General features: G+C 74.3%; 17 protein-coding genes and 2 pseudogenes. 9 read left to right on the forward strand and 10 right to left on the reverse strand.

What is annotated here, in order from left to right; all coding sequences use genetic code 11:
• Window position 1: 1 nt before the first annotated feature.
• Window positions 2-1,966 (forward strand): OmpL47-type beta-barrel domain-containing protein, encoded by a 1,965-nt coding sequence (locus RM572_RS15290; protein ID WP_311673900.1) that lies wholly within the window; start codon window positions 2-4, stop codon window positions 1,964-1,966.
• A gap of 75 nt (window positions 1,967-2,041) precedes the next feature.
• Here RM572_RS15290 and RM572_RS15295 read toward each other — a convergent pair whose 3' ends face one another.
• Window positions 2,042-2,272, reverse strand: coding sequence for a DUF6158 family protein (locus tag RM572_RS15295; protein ID WP_311673901.1), 231 nt, complete (start codon window positions 2,270-2,272; stop codon window positions 2,042-2,044).
• A gap of 81 nt (window positions 2,273-2,353) precedes the next feature.
• Between RM572_RS15295 and RM572_RS15300 the strand changes: the two are divergent.
• From RM572_RS15300 to RM572_RS15315, 4 genes and pseudogenes are all read left to right on the forward strand, one after another.
• Window positions 2,354-3,563: pseudogene (locus RM572_RS15300) on the forward strand (baeRF2 domain-containing protein).
• A gap of 102 nt (window positions 3,564-3,665) precedes the next feature.
• Window positions 3,666-4,025, forward strand: coding sequence for a VOC family protein (locus RM572_RS15305; RefSeq protein WP_027762144.1), 360 nt, complete (start codon window positions 3,666-3,668; stop codon window positions 4,023-4,025).
• A gap of 101 nt (window positions 4,026-4,126) precedes the next feature.
• Complete coding sequence (locus RM572_RS15310; protein ID WP_311673902.1) at window positions 4,127-6,055, forward strand: hypothetical protein; 1,929 nt, start codon at window positions 4,127-4,129, stop codon at window positions 6,053-6,055.
• A gap of 88 nt (window positions 6,056-6,143) precedes the next feature.
• Complete coding sequence (locus RM572_RS15315) at window positions 6,144-6,488, forward strand: hypothetical protein (RefSeq protein WP_311673903.1); 345 nt, start codon at window positions 6,144-6,146, stop codon at window positions 6,486-6,488.
• Window positions 6,489-6,606: 118 nt separating this feature from the next.
• Here the strand turns inward: RM572_RS15315 and RM572_RS15320 are convergent, their stop codons facing one another.
• Window positions 6,607-7,530: an NADP-dependent oxidoreductase gene (locus tag RM572_RS15320; protein WP_311673904.1), complete on the reverse strand. Its 924-nt coding sequence runs from the start codon at window positions 7,528-7,530 to the stop codon at window positions 6,607-6,609.
• A 28-nt stretch (window positions 7,531-7,558) separates the two neighbouring features.
• On the reverse strand, window positions 7,559-8,335 hold the full coding sequence (locus tag RM572_RS15325; protein ID WP_311673905.1) for a PaaX family transcriptional regulator C-terminal domain-containing protein: 777 nt from the start codon (window positions 8,333-8,335) through the stop codon (window positions 7,559-7,561).
• Between the two features lie 80 nt (window positions 8,336-8,415).
• Here RM572_RS15325 and RM572_RS15330 point away from each other — a divergent pair, with 80 nt between their 5' ends.
• Both RM572_RS15330 and RM572_RS15335 read left to right on the forward strand, forming a co-directional pair.
• Entirely contained in the window at window positions 8,416-10,053 is a 1,638-nt protein-coding gene (locus RM572_RS15330) for an isovaleryl-CoA dehydrogenase (protein WP_311673906.1), read from the forward strand.
• A complete protein-coding gene (locus tag RM572_RS15335; RefSeq protein WP_311673907.1) occupies window positions 10,050-10,817 on the forward strand; it encodes a crotonase/enoyl-CoA hydratase family protein in 768 nt (255 codons plus the stop codon). Before RM572_RS15330 ends, RM572_RS15335 begins: the two co-directional genes overlap by 4 nt.
• Before the next feature lie 46 nt (window positions 10,818-10,863).
• Here the strand turns inward: RM572_RS15335 and RM572_RS15340 are convergent, their stop codons facing one another.
• From RM572_RS15340 to RM572_RS15365, 6 genes are all read right to left on the reverse strand, one after another.
• Window positions 10,864-11,853, reverse strand: a complete 990-nt coding sequence (locus RM572_RS15340; protein ID WP_311673908.1) for a zinc-dependent alcohol dehydrogenase family protein — start codon at window positions 11,851-11,853, stop codon at window positions 10,864-10,866.
• On the reverse strand, window positions 11,850-12,740 hold the full coding sequence (locus RM572_RS15345) for a carbohydrate ABC transporter permease (RefSeq protein ID WP_311673909.1): 891 nt from the start codon (window positions 12,738-12,740) through the stop codon (window positions 11,850-11,852). The genes RM572_RS15340 and RM572_RS15345 overlap by 4 nt, the downstream gene beginning before the upstream one ends.
• Entirely contained in the window at window positions 12,737-13,717 is a 981-nt protein-coding gene (locus tag RM572_RS15350) for a carbohydrate ABC transporter permease (protein ID WP_311673910.1), read from the reverse strand. Before RM572_RS15350 ends, RM572_RS15345 begins: the two co-directional genes overlap by 4 nt.
• Window positions 13,714-15,108 (reverse strand): ABC transporter substrate-binding protein, encoded by a 1,395-nt coding sequence (locus tag RM572_RS15355; protein ID WP_311673911.1) that lies wholly within the window; start codon window positions 15,106-15,108, stop codon window positions 13,714-13,716. Before RM572_RS15355 ends, RM572_RS15350 begins: the two co-directional genes overlap by 4 nt.
• 55 nt (window positions 15,109-15,163) lie before the next feature.
• Complete coding sequence (locus RM572_RS15360; RefSeq protein WP_311673912.1) at window positions 15,164-15,925, reverse strand: DeoR/GlpR family DNA-binding transcription regulator; 762 nt, start codon at window positions 15,923-15,925, stop codon at window positions 15,164-15,166.
• 326 nt (window positions 15,926-16,251) lie between these two features.
• Entirely contained in the window at window positions 16,252-17,163 is a 912-nt protein-coding gene (locus RM572_RS15365) for an arginase family protein (RefSeq protein ID WP_311673913.1), read from the reverse strand.
• Window positions 17,164-17,198: 35 nt separating this feature from the next.
• On the opposite strand from RM572_RS15365, the gene RM572_RS15370 reads away from it, so the two are divergent.
• Window positions 17,199-18,167: an aminoglycoside phosphotransferase family protein gene (locus RM572_RS15370; protein WP_311673914.1), complete on the forward strand. Its 969-nt coding sequence runs from the start codon at window positions 17,199-17,201 to the stop codon at window positions 18,165-18,167.
• Window positions 18,168-18,269: 102 nt separating this feature from the next.
• Entirely contained in the window at window positions 18,270-18,689 is a 420-nt protein-coding gene (locus tag RM572_RS15375) for a CBS domain-containing protein (protein WP_311673915.1), read from the forward strand.
• Here RM572_RS15375 and RM572_RS15380 read toward each other — a convergent pair.
• Window positions 18,686-18,817: pseudogene (locus tag RM572_RS15380) on the reverse strand (integrase core domain-containing protein); the annotation flags it as partial. The gene RM572_RS15375 and the pseudogene RM572_RS15380 overlap by 4 nt on opposite strands.

Below are 18,817 nucleotides of genomic sequence, written 5' to 3' on the forward strand. Positions count from 1 at the left end.
CATGCACCGACCCGCACACATCCGCGTCCGGAGGCGCGGGCGGCCGTTCGCCCTGCTGGTGGCGCTGCTCGCCGCGGCACTGTCGCTGACCGTGCTGCCGGCCGCGCAGGCGCAGCCCCCGGCGCCCGCGGCCGCGCCCGGCGGCGGGGACCGGGCCGCCGCGCAGCTGCTCACCTGGACCGCGGGCGACGACATCACCGCGTACGCCTCGGCACCCGCCCGGGCGGTGGCCGGGGAGGCGACGCTGGTGTTCGAGAACAGCGCCGCCACGGGCAACACCACCGGCATGCCGCACACGCTCACCTTCACCACGTCCGACCCGGACTACAACTCGGACGTGTCGGTGAACATCCTCGCCGATCCCGGCGACGCGAACGGCGGCCGGCACGAGGTGACGGTCGACCTCTCCCCCGGCGTCTACCACTACTACTGCGCGATTCCGGGCCACGGGCAGATGCAGGGCGAACTGGTCGTCACCGGCGGCGGCGAGGACACCACGCCGCCGGAGGCGACCGCCGACGTGGACGGCGAGCAGAACGCCGACGGCGACTACCTCGGCGGCGCCACGGTGACCCTCGACGCCACCGACGACTCCTCCGGCGTCGACCGCGTCGACTACGCCGTCGACGGCGCCGGCTGGACGGCGTACGAGGCGCCGGTGCTGGTGGACGCCCCCGGCGAGCACACCGTCCGGTACCGGGCCACCGACAAGGCCGGCAACGTCTCGCAGGAGCGGTCCGTGACGTTCACCGTCGTCGGGCCGCCGCCGGGCGACACCACCCCGCCCGAGGTCACGGCCACCGTGGACGGCGAGCAGAACGCCGACGGCGACTACCTCGCCATGGCCACGCTCTCCCTCCGGGCGCAGGACGAGGACTCGGGTGTGGCGGGCGTGGAGTACGCCGTGGGCGGCGGCGCGTTCGGCCCGTACACCGAGCCGGTGATGTTCCACGCGGAGGGCGAACACACGGTGGCCTACCGCGCCACCGACCACGCCGGGAACACCTCACAGACCTCGACCGTCACGTTCACCGTGGTCGGCGACGACGGCGGCGAACCGGACCCCGGGTGCCCGGAGCGCGACGACCGGCCGCTGGTGGTGGTCGGGGCGGAGGCGAGCGGCTTCACCGGCGTACCCAACCGCGAGGCCCCCGGCGGCTGCACCGTCAACGAGCTGATCGAGGACGAAGCCCACTGGGACGGGCGCAAGGCGTTCCGGACCCACGTCCGCGGAGTCCTCGCGCAGCTCCGCGAGAACGGCGTGATCGACCGGGAGGAACGCGCGGCGATCATGGAGGCCGCGCGGCGCTCCGGCGTCGGCCACGAGGGGGCGCACGGCTACCGGGCGCTCCTCGACGGCAGCCGGGAGTCGTTCGAGCGGTGGGAGCACGTCGGCGGCGGCGCCTTCACGCGGAACTCCGACGGTTCGATCACCTCCAGCGGCAGCGTCCCCGGGATGGGCATGCTGTGGTTCCCCGAGCAGCCGTACGGCGACTTCTCGCTGAAGCTCCAGTTCCGCGACGACGCACCCGGCGACCGGAACGCCAACAGCGGCGTCTTCGTCCGCTTCCCCGGCGTGCACGACCACCCGGAGGAGCCGCGGCCGGAGTGGGTGGCCATCAGGTACGGGCACGAGGTGCAGATCAACGACGCGGCCGGCGGCGACCAGTACAAGACCGGGTCCGTCTACGGCTTCGACGTCGTCACCCGGGGCGAGTCGAACGTGATGCCGAAGGGCGTCTGGAACGACTACGAGGTCCGGGTCGTCGGCCGGCACTGGACCGTCTACCGCAACGGACGCCTGATCAACGCGTTCGAGAACGCGCCGGGGCAGCTCTTCTCCCCGCCGCGCGGCGACGACCCGGGCACGGACGGGCGGCAGCACCCGACGGGGCATCTCGGGCTCCAGACGCACGGCACCTCGGACGTCGTCACCTTCCGCGACATCCGGGTCCAGCCGCTGTGACGGTCACTCCGCCGGCGTCGGCCCGGGCGGGGGACGGGGCCGGGTGAGCCGGGCGGCGGGCGGGAGGACGGCCGCTCAGCAGTCCTCCCGCCCCCGTTCCCGTGCGCCCTTGCGCGTACGGCCCGGGGCGACCGGCCGCTGCGGGTTGCGGCGCAGGTACTCGCCCTCCAGCTCCGCCATGCGCGCGTTGTGGGCGCTCAGCGCGTCCGGGGAACCGTGCAGCAGCGCGTCGTGACGGGTCCGGTGGATCGTCTCCAGCTCCTTCAGCAGCTGGGCGTCCGACAGCTCCCGCGGATCGATACCCATGGCACCCTCCTCGTGCACACCGGTCCCGTGTCGTCCGGCGGCGCACGGGTACCCGTTCCGCGCCGTTACAAGGAGGGAGACATGAAGCTCGCATTCCTGGACCCCCTGTACGACCGTCCCGGCCCGTGGGCGTCCGTCCACGTCGGCACCGACGTCGCCACGGAGGACGCCGCGACACGCCAGGAGCTGAACGCCCGCGCCGTCTCCGACCGGCTGCACGAGCAGGGCGCGGACGCCGCCACCTGCCGGGCGGTCCACGGCGCGCTCGACGCGCTGCCCCGGTCGGCCGCACCGCCCGGCCACGCCGTGTTCGCCGCGGACGGAGAGGTCGTCCTGCGCGTGCCGCTGGCCTCGGCCCCGCCGGGCGGGCCGGAGGTGTGCTGGTCGGCGCTGCCGCACGTGGGGCCGCTGCCGGAGCTGGCGGCGGGGGCTGCCGGCGGCGCTGGTCGCACGTGTCGACCGCACGGGCGCCGAACTGCGGCTGCAGGACTCCTTCGGCGGCCGCGGGGACGCCGGCCGCGTGCACGGCCGGGACTGGCCCGTGCACCGCACGGCGTCGGGTGACTGGTCCGAGCGGAAGTTCCAGAACTCCGTGGAGAACACCTGGGAGCAGAACGCCTCGGCGGTCGCCGAGGAGGTGCGCGAGAGCTACGAGCGGTCCGGCGCCGAACTGGTCGTCCTCGCCGGCGACCGCCGCATGGTGCGTGCCGTGCACGACGCGCTGCCGGAGTACCTGAGCGCGCGTGCCGTGGAGGCGGAGCACGGCGGACGGGAGGATCACGACCAGGGCGGCGACGCGGAGAAGGGGCAGCAGCTCCTCGCCGAGGAGACCGACCGTGCCCGGCAGCGGCACGCGCAGCAGGAGGTCGCCCGGGCCATGGACCGCTTCCGTGCCGGGCGCGTCCCGGACGGCGAGGGCCGCACCTCCGCCACCGAGGGGGTGCCCACGCTGGTCGAGGCGGCGCGCGAGCACCGCATCGGAGCGCTGCTGATCCGTCCGGACGGCGCGGAACGGCATCGCGAGGTCTGGGTCGGGGACGCGCCGGACCAGATCGCCGTACGCCGCGCGGACAGCCGGTATCTGGGCGACCCGCAGCCGTCGGCGGCCCGCGCCGACGACGCGCTGCTGCGTTCGGCCGCGGCCACCGGCGCGGAGGTGCTGTGCGTGCGCAGCGGCGACCTGGAGCCCGACGTCCCGGACGGGCTGCCCGTCGGCGGTCTCGGCGCCCTGCTGCGCTGGCCCTACGGCGGTCCGGCGACCGGCCAGGACCAGGCGCCCGGCGCCGCGTGACCGGGGGCCGCCCGCGGTCCGCGGTCACCGACACCGCCCCGGTCCGCACGCTGCGGGCCGGGGCGGTGTCGGTGCTGACCGGGAACAACTAGGCTGCCGGGCATGGAGATTCACGGGACCTCGCTTCGGATCTGCGTCGACGACCTGGACGCCGCCATTCCGGTGTACGAGAAGCTCACCGGGGCCGAGGCCCACCGCTTCACCACCGGGCCGGTGTCGGTCGCCGCCGTGGGGCCCTTCTTCCTGATGAGCGGGCCGGAGGGCCACCTGGAGGTGCTGCGGAAGATCGCCGCGACGATCGCCGTCGCGGACGTCGACGAGGCGCTGGCCGACCTCGGCGCCGTGGGCGCGGAGATCATCGCCGGCCCCCAGTCCACCCCCGCCGGCCGCAACGTCGTCGCCCGCCACCCCGACGGCGCCGTCTTCGAGTACGTCGACCGCGCACCGGTCGCACGCCCGTAGCCTGGCCCCCCGCCTCCGGCGGTACCCCCGGCGGCGCGCCTTCCGTACCGTTTCTCCCGAGCCCCGGACACAGGGAACCGGGCGACGGGGAACGGGTGGGGATGGACGGTAGGACGATCGGTGAGCGCGTGGCCCGGCGGGCCGGCCGCCTGGTCGGGCGCGGCCGCGAGCTGGAGCTGTTCGGCCGGGTGCTGGCCGGGGCGCTCGACCGCAACGTGCTCCTGGTGCACGGCCCCGGCGGGATCGGCAAGACGACGCTCCTGCACGCGGCGGCGGCCGCCGCCCGCGCGGACGGGCGCGCGACCCGATGGGTCGACGCCCGGACCATCGACCCGCTCCCCGCCGCGCTGGCGGCCGTGCTGCACGACGTCACCCCCGGCACGGTGGTGTTCCTCGACGGGTTCGAACGCATCGCCGCCGGGGCGAAGGAGCTGCGCGAGGAGGTGCTGCCCCGGCTGCCCGGGGACGTCGTCGTGGTGATCGCCGGGCGCAGCAGCCCGGACCCCGGCTGGTTCGGCGGGGGCTGGGCGCAGGTCGCCCTCGGGGTGGAACTGGCCGAACTGAGCGCCGAGGGCTCCGTCGAGCTGCTCGCCGAGCACGGCGTCCCGGCCGTGCCGGCACGGGAGATCACGCGGTGGACGGCGGGCTCGCCGCTCGCCCTCGTGCTGGCGGCGGGCGCCTACCACCGGCACGGCCGGGTGGCGCCCGAGCCGGGCCTGGTGGCGACGCTGGTCCGGCTGACGACCGCGGTCGAGTGGGACACCACGCACTACGACGCGCTCGCCACCTGCGCCATCGCCAGACGGACGACGCTCGAGCTGCTCGCGGAGACCCTGGACGCGGGCGGCGACGCGGAGGGCTCGTTCGGCTGGCTGTCGGGACTGCCCTTCGTCGACCGGGTCGGCGACACGGTGACGCTGCACGACGCCGTCCGGGAACCGATGCGGGACAGCCTGCTCGGCGCCCGGCCGGCCAGGGAACGAACGCTGCGCGGCCGGGTGGCCGAGCACCTGCACCGGCGGGCGCTGCTGGGAGACCGGACGGTCATCACCGACCTGGCGCATCTGCTGCGGAGCCCGGAGCTGCGGTGGGCGTACTGCTGGGACGGCAGTTCCCGCTACCACGCGGACCGGATCCGTGCCGGCGACGCGGAGGTGCTCGGCACCGCTCTCGCCGGACGGGGCTACCGGGAGTGGTGGGCGGCCAGCGAGCCGTACCACCGGCTGTCGCCGCGCAACGTGGTGGTCGCGCGGGACGCCGGGGGCGCGCCCGTGGGGTACGCGATCTGGCTGACTCCGGGGTCGGCGCCCTCCTCGGTGCTCGCGGACGACGCCTTCGGGCGCGGGTGCCTGCGGTTCGCCGAGCGGGCCTGCGGGTCCGGGGAGGTGGTCGTGTGGCGGGACAGCGTCGACCTGACCGGCGAGGCCCCGGAGACCGGCAGCGCGCTGGCGATGCTCAACATCGCGGTGGCGCTGCGCGCGGACGTGGCGAACCCTCGGCACGCCGTCGTGCCGTTGTTCCAGCACCACCAGCGGCTGCACGCGTTCTGCCTCGCGGCGGGCGGCACGCTGGTGCCCGAGCTGGACACGGTCGTGGACGGCAGGCCGGTGTGCGCCTACTGGATCGACTACGGGCCGGGAGGGCTGCACGGGCACCAGCGCGCCCTGGTCCTGCGCGAGCTCGGCCGGTCCTCCGCCCCGCGGCCGGCCCCGGCCGTGGACGACGTGCGGACGGCGCTCGAGCAGTACACCGTGGCGACCGAGCTGGCCCGGCACCCGCTCGCCTCCGGCGGCGCGGTGGAGGAGCGCGCGGAGTCGGTGCGCGCGGTGCTGCGGGACGGCGTGGCCGCGGCGTTCGGCGAGGGGCGGCGCGAGGAGCAGCTCCGGACCGTTCTGACGCAGCGGTACCTCGAACCGGGCGCCACGTCCGCCGCGATCTCCCGGTCGCTGGCGATCAGCAAGGCCACCTACTTCCGGCGGCTGACGGAAGCGGTGGAGCGCCTCGCCGCACATCTCGCCGCGACCGGATGAGAGCGGTGTGAGACAGGCGGGTACTCCACGCCGGGGTGCGACCGCTCGTAGCGTTCGTCGCGTACACGCCAACCACAAGGAGAGAGCAATGGCGAGATTCGGTACGCGGGCCTTCGCGGCGGCTGCGGTGACCGCACTGGCGGTCGTCCTTCCGGGCGGTGTCGCCCAGGCCGCGCCGGCGGCGGCCCCGGAGAGCATCGGGATGCAGGCCACCTGGTCGTGCAGCGGCATCCCCGCGGGGTACGTGTCCCTCCAGATCGACCCGTACCGGTGCGGCGGCAACTACCCCGGCCACCTGGTCGCCGCTCCGCAGAGCGGTCAGTGGATCTGCGGCTGGAACGGCGACGCGCTCACCGGTTTCGTCATCGACCAGACGAACCCGATGTCGGGCCAGTGCCACTTCAACACCTCCTGGCGCATCGTCAGGGTCTGACGCCGCGCGGGGAGCGGGCCGGCCCCCGGCCCGCTCCCCGGCTGCTGCCCGGTCCGCGCCCCGGCGACTGCGCGGGCGCCCCGAGGTGACCGCGTCCGGGGCAGGAGGTTTCCCCCGGTCAGGAGACCTGGAGGACGATCTTTCCGCGGGTGCGGCCCTCCCGGCTCGCCCGCCACGCCTCGGCGGCCCGGGCGAGGGGAAGGGTCCGGTCCACGTGGACGGCGAGGCGCCCGGCGTCGGCGAGGTCGCCCAGCGCGGTGAGACCGGCGGCGTCGGGCCGTACGAACAGGTACCGGCCGCCCTCCTCGCGCACCTGCGGATCCACGACGGACAGCACCCGTTCGGCCTTCTTCAGCACCTGCCGGGAGACCTCCACGGCGTCGCCGCCGACGAAGTCCACCGCCGCGTCGACGCCTCCCGGGGCGAGGGCGCGCACCCGTTCCGCGAGTCCGTCGCCGTAGGCGACGGGTTCGGCGCCCAGGCTCCGCAGGTAGTCGTGGTTCCGCTCGCTCGCGGTGCCGATGACCCGGGCACCGAGGGCGACGGCGATCTGCACGGCCATGGAGCCCACGCCCCCGGCCGCGGCGTGCACGAGGACCGTGTCGCCGCCGGTGACGCCCAGGCGGTGCAGCGCCTGGTGGGCCGTCAGGCCGGCGAGCGGCAGACCGGCCGCCTGCTCCCAGCTCAGCGAGGACGGCTTGCGGGCGAGTGCCCGGACCGGTGCGGCGACGAGTTCGGCGTACGTGCCGTGTCCGATCTCGTCCTTGCGCAGGTAGCCGATGACCTCGTCGCCGATCTCGAACTCGGTGGCATCGACGCCGAGCGCCTCCACCACGCCGGAGACGTCCCAGCCGGGGATCAGCGGGAACCGGGTCTCGTAGAGCGCGTCGAGGCCGCCGGAGGCGACCTTCCAGTCGACGGGGTTGACTCCCGCGGCCTTCACCCGGACGAGCACGTGGTCGGGGGCGACCTTCGGGTCGGGCTGCTCGGTGAGCTCCAGTCCGTCGGGTCCGTCGTAGCCGTTCGTGACGATTGCCTTCATACCCGGGGAACGACCCGGGGCGCGGCGCTCATTCCCCGGTGTCCGCCGCGGAGGTGACGTGCCGGCGCAGCACCTCGCACAGTTCGCCCTCGAAGGTGTCGTAGCGCAGCCGCAGACCGGCGCCCGGCCAGTCTCCGGGCAGCAGGGCGGCGGGGAGCACCGGGTCCGCGAGCAGGTGCCGCAGCGCCGCCGCCGAGACCGTGAACCGGTCGGCCAGGTCCTCCGCCCGATCGAGGGCGGCGGCGAGCTCGCCGGCGCGGCGGGCCCAGTCGGGCAGGTCCCACAGGCGGGCCGCGAGCGCGACGGGGTCCTCCCCGACCGGGGCGGCACCGGTGAAGACCGTGCAGGGGCCCAGGACGTCCGCGTCCAGCGCGCGGTCCAGGTTCGCGGGCCGCACCCAGGTGCCCTCGCGGAGCTCGCCGAGACGCAGGCGGGCCATGGTGCGGCGCAGCGCGGCCCGTTCGGCGGCGGGGCGGCGGTCGGCGGTGACCACGGCGATCTCCCAGTCGCCGTCCCACCTCCGCAGCCGGGGCGCGCGGCTGTCGTCCTGGCGCGCCTGGCGGCGCAGCAGGCGGGCGGTGAGACCGTAGCCCCGGCCGTCCTGGTCGAGGTCTCCGGCGGCGACCATGCGGGACAGGGCGACGCGCACGGTGCCCTCCGCGACCCCGAAGAGTTCCCCGACCCGCACCAGGACGCGGGCGGGCAGCCGGGGCGGGTGATGCCCGAGCAGGGTGCTCAGGACGATCGAGCGGGCCGTCAGCGGACGGAGCCCGAGGGTCGTGTGCGCAGGTGCGGTGTCGTTCATGGGCTGCTGAAGTCTATCGGGCGCGGGCGCAACGGGTTACCTCTTCTCGCCACGTGCACCAGAGGCGTAATGTCAGGGGTATGGCTACCCACGAGGTCTTCAACCAGGCGCCGCCCCTGACCGGCTTCACCGCGGCGGACGAGCCGGCCCTGCTGGACGCCGTGCGGCGGGACGGCGCGGGCGAGGGCGAGGCGGAGCTGCGGGAGCTCGGGGAGCTCGCCGGGTCCGCGGAGACGCAGGAGCTGGCGCGGCAGGCCGAGGAGAACCCGCCGCGGCTGCGCAGCCACGACCGGTACGGCCACCGGATCGACGAGGTCGAGTTCCACCCGGCGTGGCACAGCCTGATGACGACCGCCGTGCGCCACGGACTCCACGCCGCGCCCTGGGCGGAACCGGGTGCGGGCGCACACCTGCTGCGGGCCGCGAAGTTCTACGTGTGGTCGCAGGCCGAGGCCGGGCACGGCTGCCCGGTCTCCATGACGTACGCGGCCGTGCCCGCGCTGCGCGCCGAACCGGCACTGGCCGCGCTGTACGAGCCGCTGCTCGCCTCGCGCGTCTACGACTTCGGCCTGCGCCCGCCGCTGGGCAAGGCCGGGCTCATCGCGGGCATGTCGATGACCGAGAAGCAGGGCGGGTCGGACGTGCGCGCCAACACCACACGCGCGGTGCCGGACGGCGGCGGCGACGGCACGTACCGGCTCACCGGGCACAAGTGGTTCACCTCCGCGCCGATGAGCGACGTCTTCCTGACGCTCGCGCAGACCGAGGAGGGGGTGACCTGCTTCCTCCTCCCCCGCGTGCTCCCGGACGGCAGCCGCAACGCGCTGCGGCTGCAACGCCTCAAGGACAAGCTGGGCAACCGTTCCAACGCCTCCTCGGAGATCGAGTACGAGGACGCGGTGGGCTGGCGGGTCGGCGAGGCGGGACGCGGCGTGCGGACCATCGTGGAGATGGTCAACATGACCCGGCTGGACTGTGTCCTCGGCTCGGCGGCGGCCATGCGCGCCGGACTGCGGCAGGCGCTGCACCACGCCCGGCACCGCCGGGCGTTCGGCGCGCCGCTCCTGGAGCAGCCGCTGATGCGGAACGTGCTGGCCGACCTGGCCGTCGAGTCGGAGGCCGCGACGGTGCTGGGTCTGCGGCTGGCCGCTGCGCTGGACCGTTCGCTGGCGGGCGACGAACGGGAGGCCGCGTTGCGGCGGCTGGGCCTGGCGGCGGGCAAGTACCACGTGTGCAAGCGGGGTTCGGCGCACGTCGGGGAGGCCCTGGAGTGCCTGGGCGGCAACGGCTACGTGGAGGAGTCGGGGATGCCGCGGCTGTACCGGGAGGCACCGCTGCTGTCCCTCTGGGAGGGCTCCGGGAACGTCGCCGCGCTGGACGTGCTGCGGGCCGTGGCCAAGGACCCCGCCACGCTGGACGCCCTGCTGGCCGAGGTGGACGCGGCGGCGGGCGCCGACCGGCACCTGGACGCGGCGGTCGCGGCGCTGCGCAAGGACCTGGCGGTGCTGTCCGACCCGGCCGCCGCGCAGCTCGCCGCCCGGCGGCTGGCGGAGCGGCTGACGCTGGTTCTCCAGGGCTCGCTGCTGGTGCGCCACAGCACGCCGGCGGTGGCGGACGCGTTCTGCGCCTCCCGGCTGGGCGGCGAGTGGGGCCACGCCTACGGCACGCTGCCGCCCGGCACCGATCTGGGCGGCGTACTGGAACGGGCGCGGGCGTGAGCGTCCGCGTCGAACGGGACGGGCCGGTCACGACGGTCGTGCTGTCCCGGCCCGGGACGCGCAACGCGGTCGACGGGCCGACGGCGGCGGCGCTCGCGGAGGCGTTCCGAGGCTTCGACGCGGACACGTCGGCGTCGGTGGCGGTGCTGTGGGGCGAGGGCGGCACCTTCTGCTCCGGGGCGGATCTCAAGGCCATGGGTACGCCGCGCGGCAACCGGGTCGCCGCCGACGGCGACGGCCCGATGGGGCCGACCCGGATGCGGCTCGGCAAGCCGGTGATCGCCGCGGTCGCCGGCCACGCGGTCGCGGGCGGCCTGGAACTCGCGCTCTGGTGCGACCTGCGCGTGGCCGAGGAGGACGCGGTGTTCGGCGTCTTCTGCCGCCGCTGGGGCGTGCCGCTGATCGACGGCGGCACGGTGCGGCTGCCGCGCGTGGTGGGGGCGGGCCGGGCGCGCGACATGGTGCTGACCGGACGCCCGGTCGCGGCGCCGGAGGCGCACGCCATCGGCCTCGCCGACCGCGTCGTGCCGACCGGCGGGGCGCGCGCCGCCGCGGAACGGCTGGCCCACGAGCTCGCCGCCCTCCCCCAGGCGTGCCTGCGCAGCGACCGCGCCGCCCTCCTCGACGCCGAAGGCGCCGAGGAGGGCGAGGAGGGCGAGGAGGCCGCTCTGGCCCGCGAGTTCGCCCACGGCGTGGCGGTCCTCCCCGACGCCCTCGCGGGAGCCGCACGCTTCACCGCCGGCGAGGGCCGCCACGGCCGCTGACGGCGCCCGGGTTCCCCGGCCCGGCAGGCGGGCGCCCCGGGTGGGGCTACGGGACGACGAGGATCTTGCGCCCCTGGCCGGCGGCGAAGCGGTCGAGGGCGGCGGGGTAGTCGGCCAGCGGCATGCGGTCGGAGACGAAGACGTCGGGGTCGAGGACGCCGGCGGCGAAGAGTTCGGCGGCGCGCTCGTAGCTGTGCAGGACGGCCATGGAGCCGGTGATGGTGATCTCCTGGTTGTAGATGCGGTACGGGTCGATGGTGGCCGTGGTCGCGTAGTCCGCGACGCCGAACTGAAGGAAGGTGCCGGCTTTGGCGACGCGGCCGAGGCCGTCCTGGATGGCCGCCGCGTTGCCCGTCGCGTCGATGACCAGGTCCCAGCCCTGCGGGCGGTCCAGCTCCTCCGCGCGGGCGGCGGCGCCCGTGCAGCCGAGTTGCTTCGCGGTGGCCAGCCGTGCCGGGTTGAGGTCGAGGACGTCGACGCTGGCGGCGCCGGTGCGCTTGGCCAGTTCCAGCATCATCAGGCCCATCGTGCCGGAGCCGTAGATCAGCACGTGGGAGCCGAGGCTGCTGCGCAGCACGTCGTAGCCGCGCACGGCGCAGGACAGCGGCTCGATGAGGGCCGCGTCCTGGGTGCGGACGTGGTCCGGGAGCTTCACGCAGTTGGCGACGGGGGCGACGGCGTACTCGGCGGCGCCGCCGGCCGTGGTGACGCCGATCGCGGCCCACCGGTCGCAGAGGTTGTTGTGACCGGCCCGGCAGTAGCGGCACTCGTAGCAGTACAGCGAGGGGTCGACGGCGACCCGGTCGCCGACCGCCAGCTCGGTCACCTCGTTCCCGACGCCGACGACCTCGCCGGCGAACTCGTGGCCGGGCACCACCGGCAGCGTGGGGGCGAACTCGCCCTGGAGGATGTGCAGGTCCGTCCCGCACAGCCCGCACGCGGCGACGTCGACCACGACCTGCCGGGGCCCGGGCGCGGGGTCGGGCACCGTGGTCAGGGAGACCTTGCCGGGGGCTTCGACGAGGGCGGCCTTCATTTCACGGCTCCTAGCGACAGGCCCTGGACCAGCTTGTCCTGGGCGGCGAACCCGGCGACGAGCACCGGAAGGGAGATGGCGAGGGAGGCGGCGGACACCTTGGCCAGGAACAGTCCCTGGCTGGTGATGAAGCTGGTGAGGAAGACCGGCGCGGTCTCCGCCCGCACGCCGGTGAGCACGAGGGCGAACAGCAGCTCGTTCCAGCTGAAGATGAAGCAGATCAGCGCGGTGGCCGCCATGCCGGGCCCCGCGATGGGGGCGATCACCCGGCGCAGCACGGTGGGCAGCCGGGCGCCGTCGATCTGCGCGGCCTCGATGACCGAGACCGGGATCTCGGCGAGGAAGGACTGGAGCATCCACACGGCGATGGGCAGGTTCATGGCCGTGTAGAGGACGACCAGCAGCCAGATGTTGTCCAGCAGTCCGGCGTTGCTCGCGAACAGGTAGACCGGCAGCAGGCCGGCGACCAGCGGCAGCATCTTGGTGGACAGGAAGAAGAACATCACGTCGCGCCACTTGCGCACCGGACGGAGGGACAGCGCGTACGCCGCGGGGAGCGCCAGCAGCAGCACCAGGAGTGTCGAACACAGCGCCGCCGTCATGGAGTTGATCAGCGGCGGCCACGGGCCGTCGGCGCCGCCCGCGGAGAAGAAGGTGCGGTAGGCGTCCAGCGTCAGCGGCGCTGCGAGGGACGGCGGGTTGGTCGCGGCGTCCGGCTCGGAGTGGAAGGAGGTGAGCACCATCCACGCGAGCGGCAGGAAGAACAGGATGCCGGTCGCCCAGGCCAGCAGGGCCAGGGCCGAACCGCGCCGGCGCGCCCGGCGCACCGGCGCGGGGACCGGCGTCCTCGGGCGGCGGGTGCGCGCGGGGGCGGTGAGCGTGCTCATCCGCGGGACACCTCCTCGCTGAACAGGGACGACACCACGCGCAGCGCGAAGGTCGCCAGCGCGATGGAGCCGATGACGACGAGGACGCCCGCGGCGGACGCGAGACCGTACTCGTGGGACTTGTAGAAGGTCTGGTAGATGGCGTACGGCAGGTTGGCGGTGCCCAGTCCGCCGGAGGTGAGGGTGTAGACGGCGTCGAAGTTCTGCACGATGAAGATCGAGCCGAGCAGGGCGCCCAGTTCCAGGTAGCGCCGCAGGTGCGGCAGGGTGATGTGGCGGAAGATCTGCCAGCTTCCCGCGCCGTCGATGCGCGCGGCCTCGATGACGTCGAGCGGGCGGCTCTGCAGTCCGGCCAGCAGGATCAGCATCATGAACGGCGTCCACTGCCAGATCAGCGCGGCCTCGACGGCGATCAGCGGCATCTCGGAGATCCACACCGGCTGCGGCGGGTCGTCCACGCCGAAGAGTCCGGCGAGCGCGTTGATCACGCCGTTGACCAGACCGTACTCCGGGTTGAGCAGCATGTGCTTCCACAGCAGCGCCGCCGCGACCGGCACCAGCAGGAACGGTGCGATGAGCATGGTGCGCACCAGTGCGCGGCCGCGGAAGGAGCGGTCCAGCAGCAGGGCGACGGCCAGGCCCAGCGCGAGACTCACCAGGACGACTGCGGCGGTCAGCACGGCCGTGGTCAGCACGGCGTCCCGCAGCTCGGGGGTGCTGAGCACGGTCCCGAAGTTGGACAGGCCGGCGAACTCGCGGTCCTCGGGGTAGAGGGAGTTCCAGTCGAAGAGGGAGATCACGAGGGTCGCCGCGAACGGGAGCTGGGTGACGACGACGAGGAAGACGAGGGCGGGCATCAGGGGGGCGCGGGTCGCCCAGTCGCGCAGCCGCCGGGCGCCCCCGGCCGGTGCTCCGGCCGGCCGGGGGGCGCGGGTGGCGGCGTCCGACGGGGACGTGGTCGCCGGGGTGGCGGTCATCGGTTCCGGTACTCCTCCCCGACCTTCTCCGCCAGCTTCTGCGAGTCGGCGAGGGCCTGTTCGACGGACTGGCGGCCGGCGATCGCGGCGCTGATCTCCTGGGAGACGTCGGTGCCGAGGGAGGTGAACTCGGGTATGCCCACGAACTGGATGCCCGAGTAGGGCCGCTTCTTCACGCCCGGGTCGCGGGGGTCGGCGCTCTCGATGGCCTGGAAGACGTCGTCGCCGAAGGCGCCGGCCTCCTTCTGGTAGCGCGGGTCGTCGTAGGTCGACGTGCGCTTGCCGGCGGGGACGCTGGTCCAGCCGACCTCCTCGCCGACGAGCTGCTCGTACTCCTTGCCGGTGGCCCAGGAGATGAACTCCCAGGCGTCGTCGGGGTTGTCGGACGCCTTCTGCATGCCGAGGGCCCAGGTGTAGAGCCAGCCCGAGTTCTCGGTCTCCTTCACCGGGGCGGGGGCGTAGCCGACCTTGCCCTTGACCGGGGAGTCGTCGCGTTCCAGTTCACCGGCACCGGCGGTGGCGTCGTACCACATGGCGGTCTTGCCCTGCGTCATGCTGTTGAGGCACTCGGCGAACCCGGCCTGTGCGGGGCCCGCCTGACCGTGCTCGCGCACCAGGTCGACGTAGAACTTCGTGGCCTCGGTGAACTCCGGCGAGTCCAGCTGCGCCTCCCAGTTCTCGTCGAACCAGGTGCCGCCGAAGGTGTTGACGACCGTGGTCAGCGGGGCGATGACCTGCCCCCAGCCGGGCAGTCCGCGCAGGCAGATGCCCTTCATACCGGCCTCGGCCTCGTCCACGTCGGCGGCCAGGTCCGCGACCTGGTCCCAGGTGGGCTTCTCGGGCATCTCCAGGCCGTGCTTCGCGAAGACGTCCTTGCGGTACATCAGGAACGACGACTCGCCGTAGAACGGCTCCGCGTAGATCTTGCCGTCCTCGCCCGTGAGCGAGAGCTGCATGGACGTCAGGATGTCGTCCTGGTCGTACTTCTCGTCCTTCTGCACGTAGGGGTCGAGGGCGTAGAGCCAGTCGCGCTCGGCGTAGATCGGGGTCTCGTAGTTGCTGAGGGTGGCGACGTCGTACTGCCCTGCCTGGCTGGCGAAGTCCTGGCTGATCTTGTCGCGGACCTGGTTCTCCGGGAGCACCGTGAAGTTGACCGTGATGCCGGTCTTCTCGGTGAAGTGCTCGGCGGTGAGCTTCTGCAGCGTCTTCATCGGCGGGTTGTTCACCATGAGGACGTTGATGGAACGGTCGTCTTCGCTTCCGCCGCCCGCCCCGGCGCAGCCGGCGAGGAGGGCGGCCGCCGAGACGGCGGCCACGGCCGCGCGGGCGGTACCGCGCCGGGACCGGGAGGTAGGGGGTGTCGGGGCGGAAAAGGGTATGCGTGTGCGCATGCGGGGCTCCGGTTCGTCGTGCCGGGGATGCGGGGCGGTCGGTCGGGGGTTCTGGTCAGACCCGGATGACCTGGGGTCCGAGCAGCGAGTAGCGGTGGGCTTCGGGCGCGGGCAGGCCGGTGGAGGTGACGATGGACTCGAAGTCGCCGATCTGCGCGAAGCGGCAGAAGCTCACCGCGCCGAACTTGGTGTGCACGCCGACGAAGATTCTCCGCCGGGCGCTGCGGATGGCCTGGGCCTTCACCTCGCTGACGGCCGGGTCGGGGGTGGTCAGGCCGTGCTCGCGGGAGACGCCGTTGGCTCCGATGAACGCCAGGTCGATGACGAATCCGGAGAGCATGGCCGTGGTCCAGTGGTCGACCGTGGCCAGGGTGCCGCCGCGCAGCCGGCCGCCGAGGAGGAGCACGGTGAAGGTGTCCACGTCGGCCAGGACTCCGGCGGCTGCGAGCGAGGCGGTGACGACGGTCAGTTGCCGGTCCCGCGGCAGGGCCTCGGCGATGAGCTGCGGGGTGAAGCCCTCGTCGACGAAGACCGTCTCCGCGTCGCCCAGCAGGTCGGCGGCCGCCGCGGCGATCCGCCGCTTCTCGGGCACGTGCAGCGTGCCGCGGAAGGCGAGGGTGGTCTCGAAGCCCGCGCTCTCCACCGGGTACGCACCGCCGTGCGTCCGCCGGAGGAGACCGTGGGACTCCAGGACGCGCAGGTCGCGGCGCACGGTCTCGCGTGCCACCCCGAGGGTGGCGGCGAGCGCGCCGACCTCGACCGAACCGGTACGGCGGGCCGTACCGACGATCTCCCGCTGCCGTTCCTCCGCGCTCATCGGACTCCGCGCCCCTCTCCCGTGGGGTTGCCGAACGGGCATCGAGGTGACCGTTCGGGCCTGTGGGAAGAGTTCTACCGGTCCGGACGGGCCGCAACCAGGCTCGGCGCGGGAGGGATGCTGACCGGTTTCGCCCGTTCGGAGGCGGCGGTGAGAGCGCTCTACCGGGGCGGACAGGGGGAGCGCTGCCCGGATGGCGCCCGTTTCGGGCAGGGGCGTGCCCGTTCTTCGCCCGTTCGGGCGGCGCGGGGGTCGCGGGGGCGCCCCGGGGCGCGCGGGGGCCGGGGCGCGCCGGGCGGCGGTCTCCCGGCGGGCAGCGGGGGTGCTCAGCCGGCGAGGGTGTCCACGACCAGATCGGCCAGCAGGGCCGCGCAACGCCCGTCCGGGTCCAGGTCGGGGTCGTAGATGGTGAGCTGGAAGCCCGCGCAGCGCGGCGAGCGGGCCAACGGCCCCAGCAGAGCGCGCAGTTCGTCGAGAGTGAGACCGCCGGGGTCGGGGCTGTCGACGGCGGGCATCACCGAGGGATCGAGGACGTCGGCGTCGATGTGCAGCCAGAAGCCGTCGAGTTCGTGGTCGGCGAGCCGGGCGAGAGCGGCGCGGGCGACGGCCGGCGGGCCGTCGCGCCGGACGTCGGCCACCGCGGCGTAGCCGATGCCGAGGCGGTTCAGTTCGGGTTGGGCGCTGTCCGGCTCGTTCACCGGGTCGCGCAGGCCGAGCAGCCACACGTCCTCGTCGGCGAGGGACGGGCCGAGCCCTTCCAGGTCGGTGAGGTCGCGCTGGCCGCGGCCGGTGATCAGGGCGACGTCCTCGCCGCCCGCCGCCCCCACGCCCGCCGGGGCGTTGCCGGGGTGGCGGAAGTCGTCGTGGCCGTCGAAGTAGGCGAGTCCGAAGCGTCCGATGCGGCGCAGCGCCAGGGCGGTTCCCAGCGCGATGGAGCAGTCGCCGCCGAGCACCACCGGGAACGCGCCCGCCCGCACGTGCTCTTCCAGGCGGTCCGCGAGCCGACGCGAGTAGGCCGCGATCCGGTCGGCGTGGAACACACCGTCCCCCGGCCGCCAGTCGCCCGGGTCGTACCGCGGCGCCACGACGACGCCGCCGTCCCGGGCACCGAGGCGCCGCAGCAGCCCTTCGTCGCGCAGCGCGCCGGCCAGCTTGTGGCAGCCGGGAACGGCCCCCGGCGCCGGGGCGCGCAGGCCGAGGTTGGAGGGAGCGTCGATCAGGACGAGGCTGCGGGACATGACCGCATTCTGCCCGAGGGTGCGAGGATTCCGGCATGGTGCGAAGCCTGCGGGTACCGGCCTCCCTGCCGTGTGTGGCCGAGATGGGACAGCACGAGAGCGGCCGGAAGTGGCTGGAGGCGCTGCCGGAGATGCTCGGCGAACTCCGGGAGATGTGGGGGCTGCGACTGGAGGAACCGTTTCACGGCGGAAGCTGCTCGTGGGCGGCACCGGCCCGGCGGGAAGCCGGCCCCGGCGCGGGGGAACCGCTGGTGCTGAAGGTGACGTGGCCGCATCCCGAGGCGCTCGCCGAGGCACCGGGGCTGGCGCTGTGGGCCGGCGGCGGGGCGGTGCGCCTGCATGCCTACGACCCGGAACGGCAGGCGTTGCTGCTGGAACGCTGCGTACCGGGCACCGAGCTGGGCAGGTCGCACGGCGTGCCCGCGGACGAGCGGCTGGTGCACGGGGCGGACGTGCTGCGGGACCTGTGGGCCGCGCCGCTGCCGCCCCCCGGCGCGGAGGGGCCCGTGCTGCCGGGGCTGGCGGACGTGACGGCTCAGTGGGCGGACCTGGCCGAGGAGCGGGCCGCGCGCCGGTGGCCGGCGGGCGTCGACACCGGCCTGTTCGCGCTGTGCGCCGGGCTGCTGCGCGACCTGCCGGGGAGCGCCGGGCGGGAGGTGCTGCTGCACGGCGACTTCAACCCGGGCAACGTGCTGACCGCGCGGCGGCGGCCGTGGCTGGCCATCGACCCTAAGCCGATGCGCGGCGATCCGGCGTACGACCTGTGGCCGCTGGTGGAGCAGGTCGACGACCCGTTCGCCGCGGCGGATCCGCCCGGGGTGCTGGCGCACCGCACGGCGCTGGTCGCCGGGGAGCTGGGGCTCGACCCGCAGCGGGTGCGGGCGTGGGCGGTGGCCCGGCACGTGGAGTACGTGCTGTGGTCGGTGGTCGAGGACGAGGACCTCGGCCGCAGCGTCGGTCTGATGCAGCAGGCCCGGCTGCTGGCCGGCCTCGCCGGCCTGTGAGGGTGCGGTGACCGGCGCTGGACGACGGAGTGGTTTCCCCCGTCGTGCGGCGGTGACCCGCGACGGTGGAACGAACCCCGTCCCCCTGTTCGGGAGGTCACCATGACCACGGCTGCAGAGATCATGCACCCCGGCGCGGAGTGGATTCCCGCCACCGAGACACTGGACCGCGCGGCGCAGCTGATGCGCCGCCTGGACGTCGGGGCGTTGCCGATCAGCGACGCCGACGAGCGGATGTGCGGCATTCTGACCGACCGGGACATCGTCGTCGGCTGCGTCGCCGAGGGCCGGGACCCGTCACGCGTGACGGCCGGCGACATGGCGCGCGGCACACCGCGCTGGATCGAGGCGAGCGCCGACGTGTCGCAGGTGCTGGAGGAGATGCAGAGCCACCGGATCCGCCGGCTCCCGGTGGTGGAGAACAAGCGGCTGGTCGGCATGATCAGCGAGGCGGATCTCGCACATCACCTGACGGACGACCAGATCGCGACGTTCGTGGAGAACGTCTACGCCCACAGCTAGGTGTATTGACCCGGAGCGTTGTTCACACGGCTGATCGGTGGCTGGCCGCCGAGTGCGGTGTGGCAGCGGTGGTGGTTGTAGGTGTGCAGGAAGTCTTGCAGAGCTGCGGTCCGCTGCTCGTTGCTGGT

The organism is Streptomyces hazeniae, assembly GCF_031845485.1.
Lineage (GTDB): Bacteria > Actinomycetota > Actinomycetes > Streptomycetales > Streptomycetaceae > Streptomyces > Streptomyces hazeniae.